This is a genomic window from Photobacterium sp. SKA34, from assembly GCF_000153325.1.
In the GTDB taxonomy this organism is placed as follows: Bacteria; Pseudomonadota; Gammaproteobacteria; order Enterobacterales; family Vibrionaceae; genus Photobacterium.
Map to the genome: position 1 here is coordinate 402,206 of NZ_CH724145.1, position 19,664 is coordinate 421,869.

General features: G+C 40.9%; 21 protein-coding genes and 1 pseudogene. 2 read left to right on the top strand and 20 right to left on the bottom strand.

All coding sequences use genetic code 11. The annotated features are described in order from the left end of the window. Positions 1-265 precede the first annotated feature (265 nt). The 19 genes and pseudogenes from SKA34_RS20445 to csrD form a co-directional block, all read right to left on the bottom strand. On the bottom strand, positions 266-706 hold the full coding sequence (locus SKA34_RS20445) for a hypothetical protein (RefSeq protein ID WP_006647380.1): 441 nt from the start codon (positions 704-706) through the stop codon (positions 266-268). Further along, entirely contained in the window at positions 696-1,421 is a 726-nt protein-coding gene (locus SKA34_RS20450; protein ID WP_006647381.1) for a PilW family protein, read from the bottom strand. The genes SKA34_RS20445 and SKA34_RS20450 overlap by 11 nt, the downstream gene beginning before the upstream one ends. Then, the gene (locus SKA34_RS20455; protein WP_006647382.1) at positions 1,421-2,038 is read right to left on the bottom strand and encodes a prepilin-type N-terminal cleavage/methylation domain-containing protein; all 618 of its coding nucleotides are present in this window, start codon (positions 2,036-2,038) and stop codon (positions 1,421-1,423) included. Before SKA34_RS20455 ends, SKA34_RS20450 begins: the two co-directional genes overlap by 1 nt. After that, positions 2,035-2,517, bottom strand: a complete 483-nt coding sequence (locus SKA34_RS20460) for a prepilin-type N-terminal cleavage/methylation domain-containing protein (protein ID WP_006647383.1) — start codon at positions 2,515-2,517, stop codon at positions 2,035-2,037. The genes SKA34_RS20455 and SKA34_RS20460 overlap by 4 nt, the downstream gene beginning before the upstream one ends. A 105-nt stretch (positions 2,518-2,622) precedes the next feature. Further along, the gene (locus SKA34_RS20465; RefSeq protein WP_006647384.1) at positions 2,623-3,087 is read right to left on the bottom strand and encodes a type II secretion system protein; all 465 of its coding nucleotides are present in this window, start codon (positions 3,085-3,087) and stop codon (positions 2,623-2,625) included. A gap of 19 nt (positions 3,088-3,106) precedes the next feature. Beyond that, positions 3,107-3,574: a type II secretion system protein gene (locus SKA34_RS20470; protein ID WP_006647385.1), complete on the bottom strand. Its 468-nt coding sequence runs from the start codon at positions 3,572-3,574 to the stop codon at positions 3,107-3,109. Between the two features lie 89 nt (positions 3,575-3,663). Next, positions 3,664-4,134 carry a type II secretion system protein gene (locus SKA34_RS20475; RefSeq protein ID WP_006647386.1) on the bottom strand — a complete coding sequence of 157 codons (471 nt, stop codon included), beginning with the start codon at positions 4,132-4,134 and terminating at the stop codon, positions 3,664-3,666. A gap of 14 nt (positions 4,135-4,148) precedes the next feature. Beyond that, complete coding sequence (locus SKA34_RS20480; protein ID WP_006647387.1) at positions 4,149-4,739, bottom strand: type II secretion system protein; 591 nt, start codon at positions 4,737-4,739, stop codon at positions 4,149-4,151. Between the two features lie 30 nt (positions 4,740-4,769). Beyond that, positions 4,770-5,246: a hypothetical protein gene (locus tag SKA34_RS20485; RefSeq protein WP_006647388.1), complete on the bottom strand. Its 477-nt coding sequence runs from the start codon at positions 5,244-5,246 to the stop codon at positions 4,770-4,772. Beyond that, positions 5,227-6,453 carry a type II secretion system F family protein gene (locus SKA34_RS20490; protein ID WP_006647389.1) on the bottom strand — a complete coding sequence of 409 codons (1,227 nt, stop codon included), beginning with the start codon at positions 6,451-6,453 and terminating at the stop codon, positions 5,227-5,229. The genes SKA34_RS20485 and SKA34_RS20490 overlap by 20 nt, the downstream gene beginning before the upstream one ends. 14 nt (positions 6,454-6,467) lie before the next feature. Further along, positions 6,468-8,179: pseudogene (locus SKA34_RS20495) on the bottom strand (GspE/PulE family protein). 3 nt (positions 8,180-8,182) lie between these two features. Then, positions 8,183-9,352, bottom strand: a complete 1,170-nt coding sequence (locus tag SKA34_RS20500) for a lipopolysaccharide assembly protein LapB (RefSeq protein ID WP_006647392.1) — start codon at positions 9,350-9,352, stop codon at positions 8,183-8,185. Next, the gene (locus tag SKA34_RS20505; protein WP_006647393.1) at positions 9,349-10,197 is read right to left on the bottom strand and encodes an ExeA family protein; all 849 of its coding nucleotides are present in this window, start codon (positions 10,195-10,197) and stop codon (positions 9,349-9,351) included. Before SKA34_RS20505 ends, SKA34_RS20500 begins: the two co-directional genes overlap by 4 nt. 3 nt (positions 10,198-10,200) lie before the next feature. Next, entirely contained in the window at positions 10,201-11,826 is a 1,626-nt protein-coding gene (gene mshL, locus SKA34_RS20510) for a pilus (MSHA type) biogenesis protein MshL (RefSeq protein WP_006647394.1), read from the bottom strand. Positions 11,827-11,837: 11 nt separating this feature from the next. Further along, a complete protein-coding gene (locus tag SKA34_RS20515) occupies positions 11,838-12,164 on the bottom strand; it encodes a hypothetical protein (protein WP_006647395.1) in 327 nt (108 codons plus the stop codon). Further along, positions 12,157-12,792 carry a type 4a pilus biogenesis protein PilO gene (gene pilO, locus SKA34_RS20520; RefSeq protein ID WP_006647396.1) on the bottom strand — a complete coding sequence of 212 codons (636 nt, stop codon included), beginning with the start codon at positions 12,790-12,792 and terminating at the stop codon, positions 12,157-12,159. Before pilO ends, SKA34_RS20515 begins: the two co-directional genes overlap by 8 nt. Next, positions 12,789-13,343 (bottom strand): PilN domain-containing protein, encoded by a 555-nt coding sequence (locus SKA34_RS23745; RefSeq protein WP_006647397.1) that lies wholly within the window; start codon positions 13,341-13,343, stop codon positions 12,789-12,791. The genes pilO and SKA34_RS23745 overlap by 4 nt, the downstream gene beginning before the upstream one ends. Further along, positions 13,331-14,263: a hypothetical protein gene (locus tag SKA34_RS23750; RefSeq protein ID WP_006647399.1), complete on the bottom strand. Its 933-nt coding sequence runs from the start codon at positions 14,261-14,263 to the stop codon at positions 13,331-13,333. Before SKA34_RS23750 ends, SKA34_RS23745 begins: the two co-directional genes overlap by 13 nt. Positions 14,264-14,433: 170 nt before the next feature. Continuing rightward, positions 14,434-16,353, bottom strand: coding sequence for an RNase E specificity factor CsrD (gene csrD, locus SKA34_RS20530; RefSeq protein ID WP_006647400.1), 1,920 nt, complete (start codon positions 16,351-16,353; stop codon positions 14,434-14,436). Positions 16,354-16,591: 238 nt separating this feature from the next. Here csrD and SKA34_RS20535 point away from each other — a divergent pair, with 238 nt between their 5' ends. Continuing rightward, positions 16,592-17,464, top strand: coding sequence for a LysR family transcriptional regulator (locus SKA34_RS20535; RefSeq protein ID WP_006647401.1), 873 nt, complete (start codon positions 16,592-16,594; stop codon positions 17,462-17,464). 76 nt (positions 17,465-17,540) lie between these two features. Here the strand turns inward: SKA34_RS20535 and SKA34_RS20540 are convergent, their stop codons facing one another. Beyond that, positions 17,541-18,098: a single-stranded DNA-binding protein gene (locus tag SKA34_RS20540; protein ID WP_006647402.1), complete on the bottom strand. Its 558-nt coding sequence runs from the start codon at positions 18,096-18,098 to the stop codon at positions 17,541-17,543. 666 nt (positions 18,099-18,764) lie between these two features. On the opposite strand from SKA34_RS20540, the gene galU reads away from it, so the two are divergent. Then, positions 18,765-19,637, top strand: coding sequence for a UTP--glucose-1-phosphate uridylyltransferase GalU (gene galU, locus SKA34_RS20545; protein ID WP_006647404.1), 873 nt, complete (start codon positions 18,765-18,767; stop codon positions 19,635-19,637). Positions 19,638-19,664 lie beyond the last annotated feature (27 nt).

Sequence of the window (19,664 nt, forward strand, 5' to 3'; positions counted from 1 at the left end):
TTATTACCCAAAATAAAGGCTAGTCCATGCATTAAGGGTATCTAACTGAACTCAACTTAATATTTTAATTATTAATAACGAAAACATCTACATTCAAAGTAAATAATCACATACAAAAAAGCCAAGAGTCGCACTCTCGGCTTTTAGATAAATAAGACTTACTGGTAATCAGCTGCAAGCTTGAATCATCACTGTTTTTAATAAATTCACTACCATCCCAATATCGACTCGTTACGGTACAGCATCATTAACGAGATAAAAAATATTATTCATTTAAATCTTTCGCCCACACTTCTTGGGTACGTGTCATTGCTACGTTATTACTACCGCAGGTAGCTGTACTTTCTAGGTGATACTCATTCACTTTTTTACCGCTTAATAACCTAATACTTTTAGGTGTGCATACCACCTTTATTACTTGGCACCCTTTTTGGAATGGCGGCATCATGTTTGCAACTTCTTGCGACGTATAGCTCTTACAACCATTCTCTTTCTCTTTTAATGGAAAAATCTTTGTTAACACCACTTCATTGGCTGAGTGTGCTGTAAACCATGCCCGTGTTCCGAGCACTTCTTTCGTCGTCATCGTTTGACTAGAGACACCAATTTTCGTCATCACCATAGCCATAAGCCCCATAACGACAATGACAAACAACACTATCATTAAGCCACTACCACGTTGCTTGTTATAACTGCTATAAGACATTCATCACCTGTACACTATGGTTGTAAACTGACTTTTCTTGAGTACGTAAGTCTAGATACTGAATAGAAAATAACGCTATCGCATTACTGTTTAAGCCCGTGGTTTGTACATTAGGTATAAATTTTTCGATGTTCTCAGCCATTAATACGCCCTTAAGCTCATCATTGACCTTTCGCACAATAGTCGTACCACTTTGGCAATAACTGATCTTATCTTTGTATAAATATAATCGTTTACCGGCTGAAGATGTCGTTACTGACAACGTTAATGCCAATTGATACGTCCCATCTTTTGAAGCTGGTTCTGTAATACTGCTCACTGCTATTTTTTTATTTTCATACTGTTCAGATGAGATAAAGCCCACTGCAACAAAATTACCGCTGCTACTCCAGTTAGTAGAAAAACGTAATGGAGTTATCGCAATAGTATTAGTGTTATTCTGTAAACTATCGTAATACACCGCTGGAGCAATAATCGGATAAAAGCTCAGACAATTAGATGTATAACTTAAACTGTTCGGTGCTGCATGACGGATTTCTTTGGTCATACGTGCAACTAAAAATCGGGCTTGAGACTGTAATCGCTCACGATCAACCGTATTGGTATACCCCTTCACACCAATCGCAATATAACTACCAATACCAATCATAATGATAGATAGCACGACAATTGCTATCACCATTTCAAATAGAGTGAAACCGCGCGGCTTAGCCATCAATAATTTCCTCTATAGGCGATATAATAATATTTGCCATAGCGTCCAGCATCCACACTCACTGTGATTTTCTTCAGAGTCTTTGGAGACTCGGACATATCCTCAACATTAATGGTGGCATAAATATGGGCATAATTAGCGGTAGATAAACTTGGTACTAAATCTGTTAATTCGCCACGGCGAGAAGTTAAACTGGGTTTAACATAATTATTGCCATTATATGTATAAGGGTTAGAGCACTGCGTTGTATCTCCCCAACAGCCAATAAAATCATCGACGTCATTAGCCATTGCAGGATTCGTAGCTTCTAAAGGGTCATCTGGCCCTAACCGTGTTGCCAAGGTACATGGATCAATTTTTACTTGAGTAATATCTTCATCACAGCGATAAACACTGTCACCATTAGGGTCAGAGTTTTGGTCGAACTGACGCGCTAAAATCTCATTAAAAATCGCATCAGCCATTGCCGCTGAACGCGCTTGATATTGAGGAACCGCAGAGCGCTCAACTTGAGGAAAAAGAAAACTCACTAAAGTAATCATCGCAATAGCGAGTAATACAATAGTGATGATCCCTTCAATAAGGGTAAAACCGCGTTGTTTTATGTAAGTGTTCACTTACCACACACCTTATCATCTTTCTTTTTATACACATAACCTTGGCTATTAATACAAATACTGGCAGTTTGTTTATTTTTTGCCGTAATCGTAATAGTACAACCGTTAGCACACACTAACGTCGATGTTGTATTGACTGGCTGCCCAAGTAAATTAAAGTACAAATTAGCACGTGTATTCCCACCATCAGCTAATGAAAATTCGGTATTGGTTTGTGATTGACGCAAACTACCATCCTTTTCTGAATTAGCGGCATCGCAAACGCCTAAACATGGCGAAGAAATATTCAAGGGAGTGCGTTGCCCTTGCATCGAAGATATTTGAATTTGGCGAATAACAGAAATTGCCTGATCGCGGGTAAGTTGTGCATCAAACTCGCTACGCCCTGAAAAGCGTGCAGCAGCAGTGGCACTGATGATCCCAATAATTACGATCACCATAATGAGTTCAACGAGAGTAAAACCTTGTTGCTGCTTCACATTACCACCTAAACATGACCTATTTTATTGTTATGTAATTTATCAGATTAAAACAAAAAAGGCGCAGCCGGGTGACTGCGCCTTTAAATGTTTATTACAGCCTAACTATTCACCTGCACAATCATCACCTAACGTGACTACCGTTGTTGCTGGAGAAGAAACGCTAGTTGCTTGGGTGTAAGTAACAATACACACATCAGTTTTACTATTACTTTCGTAAGAGTAGGTAATAGAAGTATCATCTACTGATGAGACAACTTTCCAATCTTCATTTAAGCCTGTTACAACTTTGCCCAGTGCAGCCGATGTTGCTTTAGGGAAACCAAATGCTACTGGTACAGTCCCCTCAGTCGTTGTAGAACTCGATACTGATTCAACACCATCAACCGCTGCTCGACCATAAGTAATACCCGCAGCGCCATCAATAGCACCTTTAAGACCTTGCAATGATGCTTTACGTGCGTCACCTTGTAGGTTTAAAAATTTAGGGGCGGCTGTTACTGCTAGAATGCCAAGAATGACGATAACAATAACTAATTCAATTAAGGTAAAACCTTTTTGTTTATTCATTTTTACTTCCTTGTGAAAATTACTTACATGAAGCGCCAGTAGCGATAACTTTTGTGATAGCAGCAGCTGAACTTTTTGCTTGTTCATACTGAACATAACAAGAATCACCAGACTCAAAAAATGCCGTTTTACCTTTGAAAGTACACTTAACTAAATCAGTACCATTCTGACAAGTCCAGTCTTCAGAAAGGCCATTAACAGCAAGAGCAAGCGCAGCAGATGTCGCTTTTGGATAACCATAAACAACATCAATGCCCTCAACTTTTTTACCTGCATCAGAATCTGCGCTTTCTACACCATCAATCGCAGCTTTACCATAAACAATGCTAGCCGCACCTTGAATTGCACCTTTCAATCCTTGCAAAGAAGCATTACGGGCATCATTCTGAAGGTTCAAAAACTTTGGTGCAGCCGTTACTGCAAGAATACCTAAGATAACAATAACAACGACCAACTCAATTAAGGTAAAGCCTTTTTGCTTAATCATAAACGTACATCCTTGTGGTTTTATTTAATTAAGCCCCATCACAAATGAAGCTTAATTAAATAGCGCTCATCCGAGCGCTATTTGCGGTATTACTTACAAGAGTTACCGTCAGCAACTACAACTGTTGTTGCTGCTTCAGATACACTTTTAGCTTGTGTGTATTCAACGTAACAAGCATCAGCACTCGTCAAATATGAATCTTTACCTTTGAATGTACACTTAATTGAGTCACCACTTGGTGTACCACATGTCCAATCAGTGCTTAGACCATTTACTGCCGCACCAAGAGCAGCTGAAGTCGCTTGAGGATAGCCAAACTTAATAGGAATACCAGAAACCTCTGCGTCAGCCGCATCACTTGCTTCTAAACCATTAATAGCAGCTTTACCGTACACGATACCTGCAGCGCCTTGGATAGAACCTTTTAAACCTTCTAGTGATGCTTTACGTGCATCATTCTGAAGATTCATGAACTTAGGTGCAGCCGTTACCGCAAGAATACCTAAAATCACGATAACAACGACTAATTCGATTAGCGTAAAGCCACCTTGACGTTTCATATACATTTCTCTCTTTATTTCAAATCTACTTCAACACGACCCACTGCCGGCTGGTAAGTAAAAGAATGCCCAGCTAATGGTTTCACTTCGCCAGAGCTATTTTTGCTAGCTGATGCTAGCTGGTAATAACGACACTGTTTAGCGGCACTAGTGCCTTCAACCGTGACGAAATATAAATCTTTGCCACTCGCAAGAGCATCACGGGATGTCGTTGCTAACGGTGGGTTCTGCATCAATTCTTGCAACAAATCTAAACAGTCGGCGGCAGTAATATCGACCACATCAGTTGTTACACTGGTATTTAACGCAAACGGATAACCAGGACGTATATTCAACGTGGTATCTTCTTGGGTTAATTTAAATTCAGTACCGTCGTAATCAACAGTATTATTATTTCCGCTATCGACAGGGCGACCATACGCTTCCCATTGTGCTCTTGCTGAAATCACAGCGGTTGCAAAACCACCCGTCATTCCTTCTATTGCAGATTGCTTAGCCTGATCGGTGATATTCATAAACCGAGGTAAAGCGGTTGCCGCTAAGATCCCGAGCACAATAATCACAACGACTAATTCGATAAGCGAAAAGCCGGCGTTTTTTTTCATTTCCCTATCCTTACAGTAAGAGCCCCGACACTATAGCGATAAATTGCTGGTAATATGTATTTTGTCATTAATATAAGATATTGCCAATTTTTTCTTAATGCCTATGTCATATAAACATGTATTATAACTACTTGAATCATCAGCTTTTCTATAACTAAGTGAGTTATATTCAGGCTTTCCTATTTCATTTGATAATAAAGACCATATTTTAGGGCAGTCCAATTCCCCCTGTTTCAATACAATAGGCCATCCTAATTGGGTATATTTAAATGCAATATCACCAACCTTGTCGTAATGAGGTTTATTATTTAATTCCCAGTTATGACGCAGGTTTATAGCACCTTGATACAAATTATTACGAGTTAAATCAAACTGAAGAAACTTGGCATCTTTTTGTACTTGCTGCCATTCATATAACAAAACACTTATTAATATAAATGTAATTATTAGCCATGAAATATTTTGTAACCTTTTTTTGTGCTGTAACTCACGATCCCTTAGCGACATCGAGCATTCCCCACATAGGTAAAAAGATACCTAAGGCTAATAACAACACCATGCCAGCCACAACAACCAGCATGATGGGTTCTATTCGAGCCGTTAATGTTTTTAAATCGTATTCCACTTCACGATCATAAAAGTCAGCGACTTCTAAGAGTAATTCATCGACTTGACCTGTTTCTTCGCCCACGGCAATCATTTGTAAAACGAGTGGCGTAAACACCCCTGACTTGGTTGCCGTACTTGAAATACTGCTACCACCTTCGATCCCTTGCTTCATTTCTATCAAGCGATTTTCTAAAAAGCGGTTACCTAACGATTCCGCAGCCATTTGAATCGCCTGATTTAAAGGTACACCAGCGCGGATCATTAAAGAAAACGTACGAGCAAAACGTGCCATTTGAGCACGATTGACAATGCTTCCCGTAATAGGCATACGTAAACGCCAGTTATCCCACTTTTCCGCCCCTTTTGGCGTATTACGCCAAAATCGTATACCTAACCAAATAGCGACGGATACGCCAATCATCATCGGCCAGTAATGAACAAAAAAGTTTGATGTTCCAATTAACACTCGGGTTGGCCATGGCAGTTCAACGCCAAAGCGCGAGAACATCGACGCAAATTGTGGAATAACTTTGGTATTTAATATCCCCATTGCAATCACGATGGCCGTTAATACAAATGTGGGATAACGCATCGCCGACTTAATTTGGCGACGGGTATTTACCTCTTGTTCGTAGTAGTTCGCAAGCTGTAACAATACCTGATCAAGACGACCCGTATTTTCACCGACATGGATCAACGAGATAAATAACCGAGAAAAAACCCGAGGATGTTGCTGCATCGCCACTGACAACGCGCGACCATTTGTTAAATCAAGGGTTAACGCTTCTAGGGTTGTTTTTAATAAAGGGTGACTCGCACTTTGCGATAAACCTTTAAAAGCCCGTAATAGTGGGACACCCGCTTTGGTTAAACTGTATAGCTGTCGACAAAAGATTACGAGAACTTCTAGCGGTAATTGCGCTTGAAAAAAAGCACTTAAATCAAACGCTTGACCTTTTGCTTTGCCGTGCGTTTCTCGGATCTCAAGAGGGATCACACCTTGACGTATCAAGAGATCGGCAGCAGCATCAGAGTTTGATGCTTCAATCGTTCCCTGTTTTAATTGGCCTTTCTCACCGCGTCCTCGGTAGCTAAATACTGCCATCTTCGTCTCTACTACTAGTTAAGAACATCCAGTACTTCACCTTCACCAAGAAGCAGTACCTCATCAATACTGGTCTTACCCGCTAAAGCAAGATCCATTGCAGATTCCACCAGCGGTTTATAGCCTTCACTCTTTCTCGCAAGTTGGGTAAATAGTACCGCATTATTTTGACGTAACGCATCCATTATATCTTGGCGCATCTCAAGTAATTCAAATACACCAATACGGCCTTTATAACCGGTAAAGTTACAGCTATGACACCCTCGTCCACGACGGAATACATGATTGTTGTAGAATGGGAAACGGGTTTCTAGCCACGCTTTTTGTCCCGGCTCTAAAGCCGCATCTTGACCACAATCACTACAAATACGGCGTACCAATCGCTGTGCTAATACTGCACGAACGGCACTTGCCACCAAGTAACCTGGCGCTTCCATATCTATCATACGCAGTGCACTGTCTACCGCATCGTTAGTATGAAGTGTCGATAAAACTAGATGACCCGTTAATGCCGAGCGCAAGCCAATTTCGACTGTTTCCTGATCACGCATCTCACCAATTAAGATGACATCGGGATCCTGACGTAAAAAAGTACGTAGAATAGATGAGAAATTAAGCCCTATCTTACTGTTTACCTGAACTTGGTTAACACGCGGCAATCGATATTCCACCGGATCTTCTGCTGTAATGAGTTTTTACCCGGCTTATTTAACTCACTTAATGCGCCATATAGCGTCGTAGTTTTACCTGAACCTGTTGGCCCTGTTACCAAAATCATGCCATGCGGACGTTTTAACTGACGACGAAAACGCTGCACGATATCATCCGGCATACCGATTTCATCAAGGCTTAAAATACCGGCTGACTGATCAAGTAAACGCATTACCACCGATTCACCATGTTGAATTGGCATGGTAGAAATACGCACATCAACCGAGCGGTTTCGTACCATCATGTTAAAGCGTCCATCTTGAGGCAGACGCTTTTCAGAAATATCGAGGCCACTCATAAGCTTTAAACGCAATACTAGCGCAGAAGAAATACTGCTTTCATCAATCAGATTTTCATGCAGTACACCATCAATACGTTGGCGGATACGCAATACATCGGCATCTGGCTCAATGTGAATATCTGAAGCGCCCACTTGCACTGCATCTTCAAACAATGAGTTGATCAGTTTTACAACAGTCACTTCTTCATTGTCGGCCTCTTCCATACCGAATGTGAATGTGTGGTGATCTTGGTGTTCTGCTTTTAATTGCTCAGCAAATGACGCAATTTCTTGAGTACGGCGATAGTAACGATCAAAAGCAGCCAACAATTGACGCTCTGGCGCAATCACTAGTTCAACACGGTATTGGCTGAGCTGATCAAACACCGCCTCTTGCGCTGCTAAGTCAGCAGGATCGCTCATCGCAACACGAACCGTATCACCGTGCTGACCTAAAACTAACGCACGCAAGCGACGCGCATTTACTTCTGAAAGTAAACCAACATGTTCACTATCAACTTGCACTCGTGTTAAATCAACAAGCGGCACATCAAGCTGACGCGCCAAAAACTGAAGCATTTGCTGTTCAGTAAGAAATCCTAAATTAATTAAGGTGTCACCGAGCTTACGTCCCGTTGATTGCTGTTTTGTCAGTGCTTGTTCTAGTTGTTGCTGAGTAATGATATTTTCATCAACCAGAAGGTCGCCTAAGCGTTTACGTAATCGAATTTGCATCGGCTAACTCCTATGCGATTTTAATGCAACTAAACGCTGCTGAATAAATTGTTGTGATGATGCTGAAATATTACCTAGCTGCAACGCTTTTTGATAAGACTCACGGGCTTTTTCTGCCTTACCACTTCGGTCTTGAGCAATCGCCAATCCCATCCACCAGCGACCATCAAATGACGCTAAGCGCACTAATTGTTGATAACATTGAAGAGCTACAACATTGTTATTTAACCTTTGTGCTAATGCACCACGCATGGCTAAATACTGCGAATCCATGCTGCCACTTTTATCATTTAACACAGCTAAGGCCGCTTGATTTTGGCTTTCATTGACCAATAATTTTGCGAGTGTTAAACGTAACTGGGGTTGATTCGATTGCTTTGCTAGCCCTTTTTCAAGCGTCGCAATCGCTTCTCTTACATTGCCTCGTCCATAGTACAATGCCGCCAAACGTTGCCTTGCTATGATCCAATCCGGACGATATTTTAAAGCCGACTCTAAATTAACAACCGCTTGTTTACTGTTTTGCTGCTCTAAGGCTTTTTCTGCATTTAAGTATTCAACTTGCGCCAATTCTTTTGGCGTTAAGGAAACCGTTTGAATCGATAATTCACTTTTAACGGGTTTAGGCGCAGGCGGCTTTGGCTGCGCTTTATGTTCTTGCTCAACCGCAGCCAATGCTTTTTCATAACCGCTTTCATAGCCTTGATCATAAGAGCTTTGTAACTCTTTTTGTTCATCTTCACTTTCAAGTGATTCTTGAGCGACAGGCATATTCGCAAGCTCAGCTATCGCTGATTTATCAATACTCTTTGAATGTGGTTGCTCTATCACAACTGCCGTTTTATTTTCATCTGATGTTACAGGTGTTTTCATTGCAATGGTTGATAACGGTTTAACTGACGTAATCTCTTTCGTCGTTTCAGGTTGATCAACAATTGGCTCTGCGGCTATTTCTGTTTGTGCCATGGCCGGTGTAACAACACTATCAGGTTGATTTAACCACCACGCCATACCGACAAATGCCATGGTGCAGCACCCAACGGTTAACCATTTAGGCCATACTGATGTTGGTATAGGTGCTATTTCTGCTGCACGTAATGGAGAGCCCAGCTGCGATGCAGAAGAGAGTTTTACTTGGCTCAACTCATTAAGTCGGCGATTTAATTCACTCATGTATGACTCCATCCCCACAATATAGGAAATGACCACTTAGGCTGTTTAGCGCCAAGGGTATCCCGAATAGCCATGAGGACTTCTTTTTTACTAACGATATATTGTTGCTCACAAAAAGTGGCAAGTAAGGACTTATGGCATAGTTGATTGATCAATCGTGGCGTGCCACCACTGGCATACCAAATTGCGCGGCATATCGACAAGTTAAACACCATATCGTTATAGCCGGCTTGATACAGTCGGTGTTGTATATACGCCACGGTTTCAGCCAAGGTTAATGGTCGTAAAACAGCACGAAATGTGATCCGTTGACGTAATTGACGTAATTGATGCTGGGCTAATCGTTGATCAAGCTCTGGCTGTCCGAGTAAAACGATATGTAACAGTTTTTCTTGTTCAGTTTCTAAATTGCCTAATAAACGAATCGCTTCGAGCGCATCATCCGACAACGCTTGTGCTTCATCGAGTAATACCACCACCGATTGACCATTCAACCGGCGAGAGATTAGTTCATCCTGAATTTGCTCAGTCAGTAATGTATGGTCACTATTGGGTAGCAGGCTTAATTCTTTTGCCAATGAACGCTTTAATTCTATTCCACTACAGGCTGGCGTGGGTAGGTAAGCAAGATCAAAATGAGCTGGCAATTGGGTCATCAACATACGACACACTAAGGTTTTACCCGTTCCGACCTCTCCTGATACCTGTGTGATCCCTTCGCCCATTTGTAGTGCTGCCAACACCGTTTGAATCGCTTCAATATGTGATGGCAGCGCATGGAAAAGAGAAGTATTAGGTGTTAAAGAAAAAGGCTGCTGACTAAAACCAAAGTGTTCGAGATACATGAATTACCCTTCTTCAGGGAACCATTCATTAATTAGTGATCGAGAGCGTTCAATTTCTTGTTTCCAAGTATTGTCAGTCACAACGGTCGGTTTAAGTAAGATCACCAATTCAGTTTTCTTTTTCACCTTATTGATATGACGGAATAAATTACCAACCCAAGGGATATCACCAAGAAGCGGAACTTTCGAGACTTGATCATTAATGCTTGATTTCATTAAACCGCCAATCACCACAACATCACCGGTTCGGGCATGGATGATTGAATCAGATTCGCGAATAGTACTTTTTGCCAACGGTAATACCATCGGTTTTTCGGTACCAACTTCAATCGTTTTCTGTTCATTCTGCACATCAATAACCGCTGGGTGAACATGTAATAAAACGCCGCCTTGATCGTCAATTTGTGGCGTCACATCCAACGAAATACCAGAGAAAAAAGGAGTTAATGATACATCTGGCGAAACATTATTATTGTCACCTGAGACGTTACTGCTTGAGACGTCTGTCACAAAGTATTCATCGCCACCCACTTTAATAACCGCTTTTTGGTTATTTGCAGCTGTCACTCGTGGGCTAGATAGCACATTCAAGTCACCTTGAGTTGATAAGAAACTCATCACCGCTTTAAAGTTACCATCAGAGAGCGTTATATTGGTTTGACCGCCTAAGAGTTCTGAAATGGCATTTCCACCCGGTAGTGCCTCCACAATCGAAGCCGTCCCCGTTGTGATACCGTTACCACTTTTGGTTAGGTAGCTCCAGTTGATCCCTTGTTGGTAACTATCATCAAGCGTGACTTCCATGATTTTCGCCTCAAGCACTACTTGGCGCTTTAGACGACGTTGAGACATGCCCAAGAACTCTTTAACTTCACGTAATTCATTAGGGAAGGCGCGTACGGAAATGAGACCCGCTTGCGGGGAAACCATTACATTTCTGCCATCACCGGAGCCAATCATGCCACTAACGACTTTCTCTAACTGTGTCCAAAAATCACTGTCAGAGGTCGTTTCAATCGTCGTGCCGCCCGTTGTGGTATTACCGCCACTTGATGATGAGCTACTGCTATTGTCATCATCACCTGATGACGAATTATTATCGCCATCACTAATAGAACCCGAGGTAATAGAGGTTAATGACTTACCTTTACGTTGTAATTGTAAATAATCAACGGGGATCACTTCAGTCCGTAACGTTGCTGGGAAAACCTGAATAATATTCCCTTTACGGGTCGTACTATAACCGTAAATATCAGACACGACATTTAGCACTTCATCGAGTGTGACATCATTTAATTTCATCGTAATACGCCCAGTAACACCGGGATGAATAACGATATTAAATGGTGTGCCTTTTACTAAACTGGTAAAGAATGCATTTGCTTCAACATTTTTAGCGTTAACACGAAAACGCTTTTCTAACGAAGAATTAGCAGGGTTAATATTGCTATCAAGTGACGGCATAAGATCAGCATTGACCGCAGAAGGTAGCTCCATTAAAGGACGGCTACTCGCTTCATTGGCTGCTTCATTTAAGGCCTTCTTCACTTCAACAGGGTTTTGATGTCCCATATTAGTTGAACAGCCCGCTAAGGATGCAATGGTGATCCCTAGAAGAATTCGACGCATAATATTTAACCTTAATTCGTTCGTATATTTTCAGCAAATAACGCCAAATGCCACTTTTTGCCACTACGGCTTAAAGTAACACTACTTTCAGAAACATTTGTCAAAGTGTAACCATTGACGCGTTCGCCAAGACTGACCACTTGACCACTTAAAATCACCGAGCACTGCTTACCATCACAAATAATACTTTGTAACTGTGGCAATCGTGCTTTTGTTTGGCTCGTTTGCGCTTTACTCGCCACCCAACCTAGTGGTGCAGTAGGATCTTGAGCCGCATAAGCACCGAAAGCGCATAAACTTAAAAGTAAAGCGACCATCCATGTCATTTTGTTATCCACCAATAAAGTCCTTACTTTCACCTAAGGTATACACTTCAAGTTCCACCTTTGCCCATGGATACTCATCAACCTGATAACTCAGGCTTCGCCAGTAATATTTAACCGGTAACGCTTCTAATTTATTTAAGTAATTAATCACATCAAAGTAACGCCCTTTGAACGTTAAGCGAATGGGGTGAACAAAGTACCCCTGTTGATCACCACTCACTAATTGAGATGACGGTAATGATGTCATTGACTCTAATTTTAATGCCGAGCTATGACGTAGAACTTGCTCTAGCAAGCCTGCCATTTGAACTGGCGTGATCAAACTACCAATTTTTGCTTCTAGTACTTGTTGTAAGGCTTTATCTTCTTGCCGATATTGTGCCAATTTTTGGTTAATCACTTTATCCGGATCTTGCTGTAATTTTCTATTAGCGACAATCAATTGATTCTGTGCGGTGATCATGTCGTTTTGGGTATCTATCAATGCCGTTTTAACAGTTTGTGATGTCACCATTTGAGGCTCAATAATTAGCATATAGCCAATAAACAAGATGCCAAACCAACCTGTGATCGCAATTAACCATTGTTCACGAACCGACAAAGCAGCAAACCGCTGGCTTAGCTCATCCCACTTGATCATTGTTCGATCCCCTTAATGCTTTTACGCTCAGCTTGTAACTGAAAGGTCACGACATTTTTATCATTACGACCCAATGTCATCATTTGGAAACGACGTTCAGCTAATGATGGATAAGTTTTAAATGCCCCTACCCAGCGAGGAACAGCATCAGGGTTACGTGCTAATCCACTTAAATCCATCGATGTACCTGAGACATAAATCTGTTGAACAGAGATATCGCCACTCGCTGCATCAGCTAATTGCTGTAACAATCCAGCATAACCAACCTTTAAGCTATCATCATGCTCTTCAATGACTTTTAGCGTGGCACGCTTTGCCGCGATTTCTTTTTCAAGTTTATGGGCTTGATTCTCCTTTAAGGGATCTGACAGCAATGCGGCAACTTGTACTCGGGTATTATCAAGTTTTTGTTGTTCAGCACTTAATAGCGATGATTCTGTCGCTAATGTTTTTTGTTCGGCCGTGTTCTGCCATGTATTCCAACCCGCCCACATCGCGAAAATGGCAATAAGTGCCATCCAACTTGCAACGATATTGGTTAAATCATCCACTGCTTAGTTGGCAGTAAATTGTCAGAATATAAATTGATTATCGCGTTTTTAGGTCGCTGTAATGCCGCCCAACCTAAACGCGCAGCATTAGTATCAAGTAAAGGATCAACCTCTTGTATCGCCTCTACATTAATATTTAAACGTTTATTTAATTCTTCAGCTAGCGCTTGATTATCTTCGTTATCACAACTGATGATTAACTGACTAATTGGATTATTACGTAATTGAGCGCTAATAAAATCTAATGAACGCTGTAATTCAAGTGCTAAATTGTCCAGCTGAAAACTACCGCCATCAAGCGCTTGGCGATCAAACAACGGTAAAGTAAAACCACGTAATTGACGTTGAAAACACAGCATTTGCTCATTAAATGCGGTTAATTGTAGATTACCATCAACATCAGCATGGAGAATAAGTTGGCTACGATTAGGATCAGAAAAGCGGCTCCATGCAATGTCTTCGGTTGTGATGTCAGAAACACGGCAACCACAGTCATGGCACGCTAAGACAACCTGAGTGATCAGCTGTTTTGATGCGACAAAAACCTGTAAACGATCTTTCGCTGTCGCAGGAAAACCATCAGCGACTAATTCAGACGGTGACTCATTGACTAAATCTTTGACTAAAAAAGGCAGTGCGGTTGACAGTTCATCAATACTCACTTCTGGTTTATCAATCACTAAGCTTTGATATAAACCATGTCCTAGCACTAACTTTAAATCGGTACCTGACAATTGGTAATGTGTAATCAAGTTGCGTGCAGCATTACTCCAATCTGAAACATTAGAGACGCCCATACGCTCAACAATAAAATGTTCAGTTTTCGCTTGGACAAGGACAACCGTGTCGGTATAGAAAACCAAAGCAGCAGAGGGTTGAAAACTCGCTCGCTGAAAAAGCTTAGAGAATACGTATTTCATAATCGACCAGAAAAAGGCTATACATCCTGTATGATGCTCTTTATTGATAAGGTTAGCAGCAGTTAATTACCTTCCCAAGGATATACGATAAAATTATTGATAAACATCACTTAATTAATGCAGTTTACAAAAACATTAAATTTGTTAAAATAAAACAGGTAGTTGCATTTTTATAAAATCACATCTTCTTTCGCGAATAGACGACCTTGCCCCGCAGAAACACCCAATTGTTTTAATATTTCCCATTCTTTATCGGTTTCAACGCCCACAGCAATAATTTGAACATTTGAGTCATCACAAGCGCCTAGCATACTTCTTACAAAAAGCTGATTTTCTTGTCGCTTATTAATATCTCTCACAAGTCCTCGGTGTAATTTAAGGTAATTAACTTTCACCTCTTTGATATAGTGCGTACTCACAATAGTACGTCCAGCTTGATCAACCGTTAACTTGCATCCAAGCCCCACTAATTTTTTTAATACCGGACGTAAGGCATCAAGGTGTTTAACTAATTGGCTTTCAGATACTTCAAATATCATATGGTTCATTAATGGTCGTGGCATTTGTAATAACTCATTGAGCAACCATTTCGTAAAAAGTTTATCTAATAATGAATAAGCACTGATATTTATTGAATAAACATCTGGGGTTAATTCTCTTTTTAATAACGCTAATATCTGATTAATGACAGCACGATCAAAGCGCTGATTAAATCCAACTTGATTAACGACAGGCATAAAGTGTGACGCTTTGAGCAGCTCCCCATGCTCATCTTTAATTCGTGCAAGTATTTCACGACTGATAACAATATTATCAGCGGCATCAAGAATAGGCTGCTGATATAGCAAAGGGCCGCCATGCGTCAAAATTCGATCAAACAGCGTTCGCCAACGCACACTGCCTCGATCATCTTCATAATGGCTTTCTTTAGTAAAACGATTCCAACTGTTTGAACCTTGTAATTGCGAACTACGTAGTGCGATGTCAGCTTCATCCATAATACGGCCTCGACGCTCTCCACCTTGGAAGTGCGTAACGCCAATATGACACCAATTGTCTCGCTCCGTCGATAATGGCGGAGACAAACGTTCGAGCGCATTTAACAGTTGATTAATAAAGAGTTTAATTTCTTTTGCTGATTGTTGTGGGATCAAAATTGCGAATTCAGCATCGTAGTAACGCGATAACATAGTGTCTGGGAAACGCTGAATAAAATTAGAAAGGATAATACTGACATCTTGGATAAACTCATCAGCAATTACTCTCCCTTCTTCAGCGACCACTTCATCCCAATCAGCTAAACGTACCAAGATCACTGAGCCTTGATTATCAGGCTCTTGTAGCATGGACTTTAAGCGACTATCAAATAAGATGCGATTAGCAGCACCTGTGAGTTGATCAAGGAAGGTATGGGTACGAATAAAAGTATCAAAGCGGCTACGCTCTTGCCGAGCATCTTTCAGTTCTTTGATTAATTGATCCATCGCTAAACTTGCCGTACCGGGCCATTCATGATCATCACCCACCGCATAATCATCAACCTTACCGGCTAAAATCATTCTTCCTCGCGTCTCTAATAATTCAGATCCCCGTAATTGAAGTTTTAACCAACGAACACCTTGCACTAAACCAAAAATAACAATGCCGAGAGCTAAACTGATAAATGACATCGCGCCTAGCGAATAAGTAAATTCCGCATAAGGTGGAATAGATTCAATTGTCACTTTGTACTGAGGGTTTAATTGAAGCTGATATTCACTGTCATACAGAATATTAGGATCAGTAATCGACTCCATACTTTTATAGGCATACACCACGCCATGTGGACTCGTTACCGTTAACGCGGTGACATTACTTGATTTTAATAGCCTAGGTAGCCAACGAGATAATGATGCGCGACCTTGAGGATCAGCAAGCTCTTGATCAATGACTTCAACAACACCGTTTAAATAATGGGTTAAGTAATCCTGACCAAGCTTACGAAAACTCAATGCACCGCCGATAAAAATAACGAAGATGGCACAAATAACAATCATTGTAACAAAAGCAACTAACCGATTAGTTAACTTCATCCCTGAGGCTTTTCTCATAACATCCTAACTCTACACACTATTATTCAAATCAACTTACTATCATCAGCTACAACTTATATAGTAGAGCAACATAATGAAGCGTTTTCATTTTAAGGTTAATATATCAACTATATCATTCCAGCATCCGCTATTTTGATTTAATGAGATACGTTACATTGAGCAAAACACAATGTATCGCGTAATGAAACAATCAATCTCATATTATGCGTGAAAGGAACAAGGAAAGGTTATCACCATGGACTGGATCACCTGTACTAAAAGCTTTGTCGCTGTCATCCATCAAGGATCGCTTTCTCAAGCTGCGAAACATCTTGATATATCAAACTCAGCCTTATCAAAACGCTTGTCTTGGCTTGAACAACAGCTTGGCGTCCCTTTATTAAAACGCACAACACGCCATTTATCACTCACAGATGCGGGAGATGTTTTTTTTCAGCGAAGTCAAACTTTATTAAAACATTGGCAACAGCTAATCACCGAAACGACGGCAACAAATGAAGAGATGAGCGGCACATTACATGTTGGCGCACCATCAAGCACGGGAAGCCATTTTTTGATTAATGTTATTGCAACATTTTGTCAGCGCTACCCCAATATCAATATTACGCTTCACACCATCACGTCAGGACAGTTACCAGATTTAAATCTCGACATTATTATTTGTAGTGAAATCGATAATTTTAACTCTGCCAGTTATATCGCCACCCCCCTATTTTCAGATAATGCGAGATTTTACGCCTCTCCGACATATTTAGAACAATATGATCCTATTGAGTCACCGGAACAACTGACACAACATAATTGCTTACTATTAAATCAGCAAAATCACGCCCATGAATATGTCTTCGATAGTGGCTTAACACTCCGCTTACAAGGTAACTTCACTACCTCAAATCCAGAAATTTTAATCGCAAGTGCCGTCGAGCATATGGGGCTAATATTAATATCACCACAAAACGTACAACGAGAGTTAGCCCATGGTTTGCTGATCCCAGTCTTAACACACTTACAATTGCCCCAACAGACGACATTTGCCTACTACCTAAAGTTGAACTATCAACACACTAAAACGAAATGTTTTATTGATTTTATTAAACAAAGCACCTGACTTATCATAATCAAGACATAAAAAAAGCAGCGTTTAACGCTGCTTCTTGATATTCAATCATTATTTTATACAGGATTTAGAACGGGATATCGTCATCAAAATCCATTGGTGGTTCATTGTACTGCTGCTGAGGCTGTTGAGGAGCCTGCTGCTGTGGCGCTGATGATTGCTGCTGTGGCGCATAGTTCTGCTGAGGAGCAGGTGCTGAGGCTGGCTGCTGAGGCTGACCCCAGTTATTGTTTTGCTGTTGGCCACCCATTTGCGCTTGACCGCCTTGGTTTTGACGACCACCAAGCATTTGCATAGTACCGTTAAAGCCTTGAACAACCACTTCTGTTGTGTACTGATCTTGACCTTGCTGGTTCTGCCATTTACGCGTCTGTAATTGACCTTCAATGTATACCTGTGAACCTTTACGTAAGTATTCACCAGCAACTTCTGCTAACTTACCGTATAAAGCAACGCGGTGCCATTCGGTTTTTTCACGCTGCTCGCCAGTATTTTTATCACGCCATGATTCTGATGTCGCAATAGTGATATTTGCTACTGCACCGCCATTTGGCATGTAACGAACTTCAGGATCATTTCCTAAGTTACCGACTAAGATAACCTTATTTACGCCACGACTGGCCATAGTTCACTCCAAATCTGATAGCGTACTATTGGTTTATAATAGCCGCTTATTGAAAGTTTATACTTAATCGCGCAGTTTATCACGCCAGTAGAATTTTTACATAGCCCAAGTACAATGCAATAAAAACAGCAATCACAATTTCAGCGGATATCAGCTAAATATCTTTACCTCAACAATCACAAATGTTGTACCAATGCAAACCGGTCAACTTTCTGACACTCTGACACATTAACTCGCTATGCTATATCGAGATAAACAATAATTGTACGAATCAAAGAAGACGATAAGATAGAAAGTGGTTTCCACACTTACGCAACAAAATGGGATAGTAATGAAGCTCGCTTTAATACGACGGTAAGCTCTATTATACCCAGCAGCGTAACGGTGAAGATTGGCCGTTTGATAAACCCATGTACCTGATTTTAAACCTCGCTATCGGTGGTGGCTGGGAAGGACAGCAAGGGATTGATGACTCTATTTTCCCACAGAAATTTTTAATCGATTATGTTCGTATCTACGATCTGAAATAACAAGCTTTAAAGTCGCAAATAATGAAGCCTTTCGCATTAAAAAAGAAAGGTACTCTATTTGCTGATATATGCATTAAGTCTTTAATAATAAAGCAGTATAAAATGTGATAACTCTATATGAATACTAGGATGTACCATGATAAAAAAATGTCTCTTTCCTGCCGCTGGCTACGGTACGCGCTTTTTACCCGCAACCAAATCAATGCCAAAAGAAATGATGCCCGTGGTTAATAAACCATTGATTGAATATGGCGTAGATGAAGCAATCCAAGCTGGCATGAACCGTATTTGTATTGTGACAGGTCGTGGTAAAAACACCTTGATGGATCACTTCGATAAGAACTATGAGTTAGAGCATCAAATCAGTGGTACTAACAAAGAAGAGCTCTTGGTTGATATTCGCGACATTATTGATTCAGCGTACTTCACTTACATCCGTCAACGTGAAATGAAAGGCTTGGGTCATGCAATCCTAACAGGCCGTGAGCTTGTGGGTAACGAACCTTTTGCTGTAGTACTTGCCGATGATCTTTGTGTAACCGATGAAGAGCAACAAGGTGTGCTTGCGCAAATGGCTGAGCTTTATAAGCAGTTCCGCTGCTCCATTGTCGCGGTTGAAGAAGTGCCAGAAGAAGATACACACAAGTACGGCGTGATTTCAGGCCAAATGTTACGCGATGACCTATTCCGTGTTGATAACATGGTGGAAAAACCAGAGCCCGGTACTGCGCCAAGTAACTTAGCGATTATTGGTCGCTACATCCTTACGCCTGATATTTTTGATATTATTGAACAAACCGAACCAGGTAAAGGCGGCGAAATCCAAATTACCGATGCACTAATGCAACAAGCACAAACAGGCTGCGTATTAGCATATAAGTTTAAAGGTAAACGTTTTGACTGTGGTAGCGTTGAAGGCTATATCGATGCAACTAACTATTGTTTTGAACATGTTTACAAAAAAGGTAAACATAAAGAGCTAGCCAAACAGCAAACTGGCAAGAAATAAACACACAATCCCGCTTAACCGCGGGAT

Coding starts and splice junctions, on each gene's coding strand:
- SKA34_RS20445 (WP_006647380.1), bottom strand. CDS start 706: ATGTCTTATAGCAGTTATAACAAGCAACGTGGTAGTGGCTTAATGATA.
- SKA34_RS20450 (WP_006647381.1), bottom strand. CDS start 1,421: ATGGCTAAGCCGCGCGGTTTCACTCTATTTGAAATGGTGATAGCAATT.
- SKA34_RS20465 (WP_006647384.1), bottom strand. CDS start 3,087: ATGAATAAACAAAAAGGTTTTACCTTAATTGAATTAGTTATTGTTATC.
- SKA34_RS20470 (WP_006647385.1), bottom strand. CDS start 3,574: ATGATTAAGCAAAAAGGCTTTACCTTAATTGAGTTGGTCGTTGTTATT.
- SKA34_RS20475 (WP_006647386.1), bottom strand. CDS start 4,134: ATGAAACGTCAAGGTGGCTTTACGCTAATCGAATTAGTCGTTGTTATC.
- SKA34_RS20480 (WP_006647387.1), bottom strand. CDS start 4,739: ATGAAAAAAAACGCCGGCTTTTCGCTTATCGAATTAGTCGTTGTGATT.
- SKA34_RS20485 (WP_006647388.1), bottom strand. CDS start 5,246: ATGTCGCTAAGGGATCGTGAGTTACAGCACAAAAAAAGGTTACAAAAT.
- SKA34_RS20490 (WP_006647389.1), bottom strand. CDS start 6,453: ATGGCAGTATTTAGCTACCGAGGACGCGGTGAGAAAGGCCAATTAAAA.
- SKA34_RS20500 (WP_006647392.1), bottom strand. CDS start 9,352: ATGAGTGAATTAAATCGCCGACTTAATGAGTTGAGCCAAGTAAAACTC.
- SKA34_RS20505 (WP_006647393.1), bottom strand. CDS start 10,197: ATGTATCTCGAACACTTTGGTTTTAGTCAGCAGCCTTTTTCTTTAACA.
- mshL (WP_006647394.1), bottom strand. CDS start 11,826: ATGCGTCGAATTCTTCTAGGGATCACCATTGCATCCTTAGCGGGCTGT.
- pilO (WP_006647396.1), bottom strand. CDS start 12,792: ATGATCAAGTGGGATGAGCTAAGCCAGCGGTTTGCTGCTTTGTCGGTT.
- SKA34_RS23750 (WP_006647399.1), bottom strand. CDS start 14,263: ATGAAATACGTATTCTCTAAGCTTTTTCAGCGAGCGAGTTTTCAACCC.
- csrD (WP_006647400.1), bottom strand. CDS start 16,353: ATGAGAAAAGCCTCAGGGATGAAGTTAACTAATCGGTTAGTTGCTTTT.
- SKA34_RS20535 (WP_006647401.1), top strand. CDS start 16,592: ATGGACTGGATCACCTGTACTAAAAGCTTTGTCGCTGTCATCCATCAA.
- SKA34_RS20540 (WP_006647402.1), bottom strand. CDS start 18,098: ATGGCCAGTCGTGGCGTAAATAAGGTTATCTTAGTCGGTAACTTAGGA.
- galU (WP_006647404.1), top strand. CDS start 18,765: ATGATAAAAAAATGTCTCTTTCCTGCCGCTGGCTACGGTACGCGCTTT.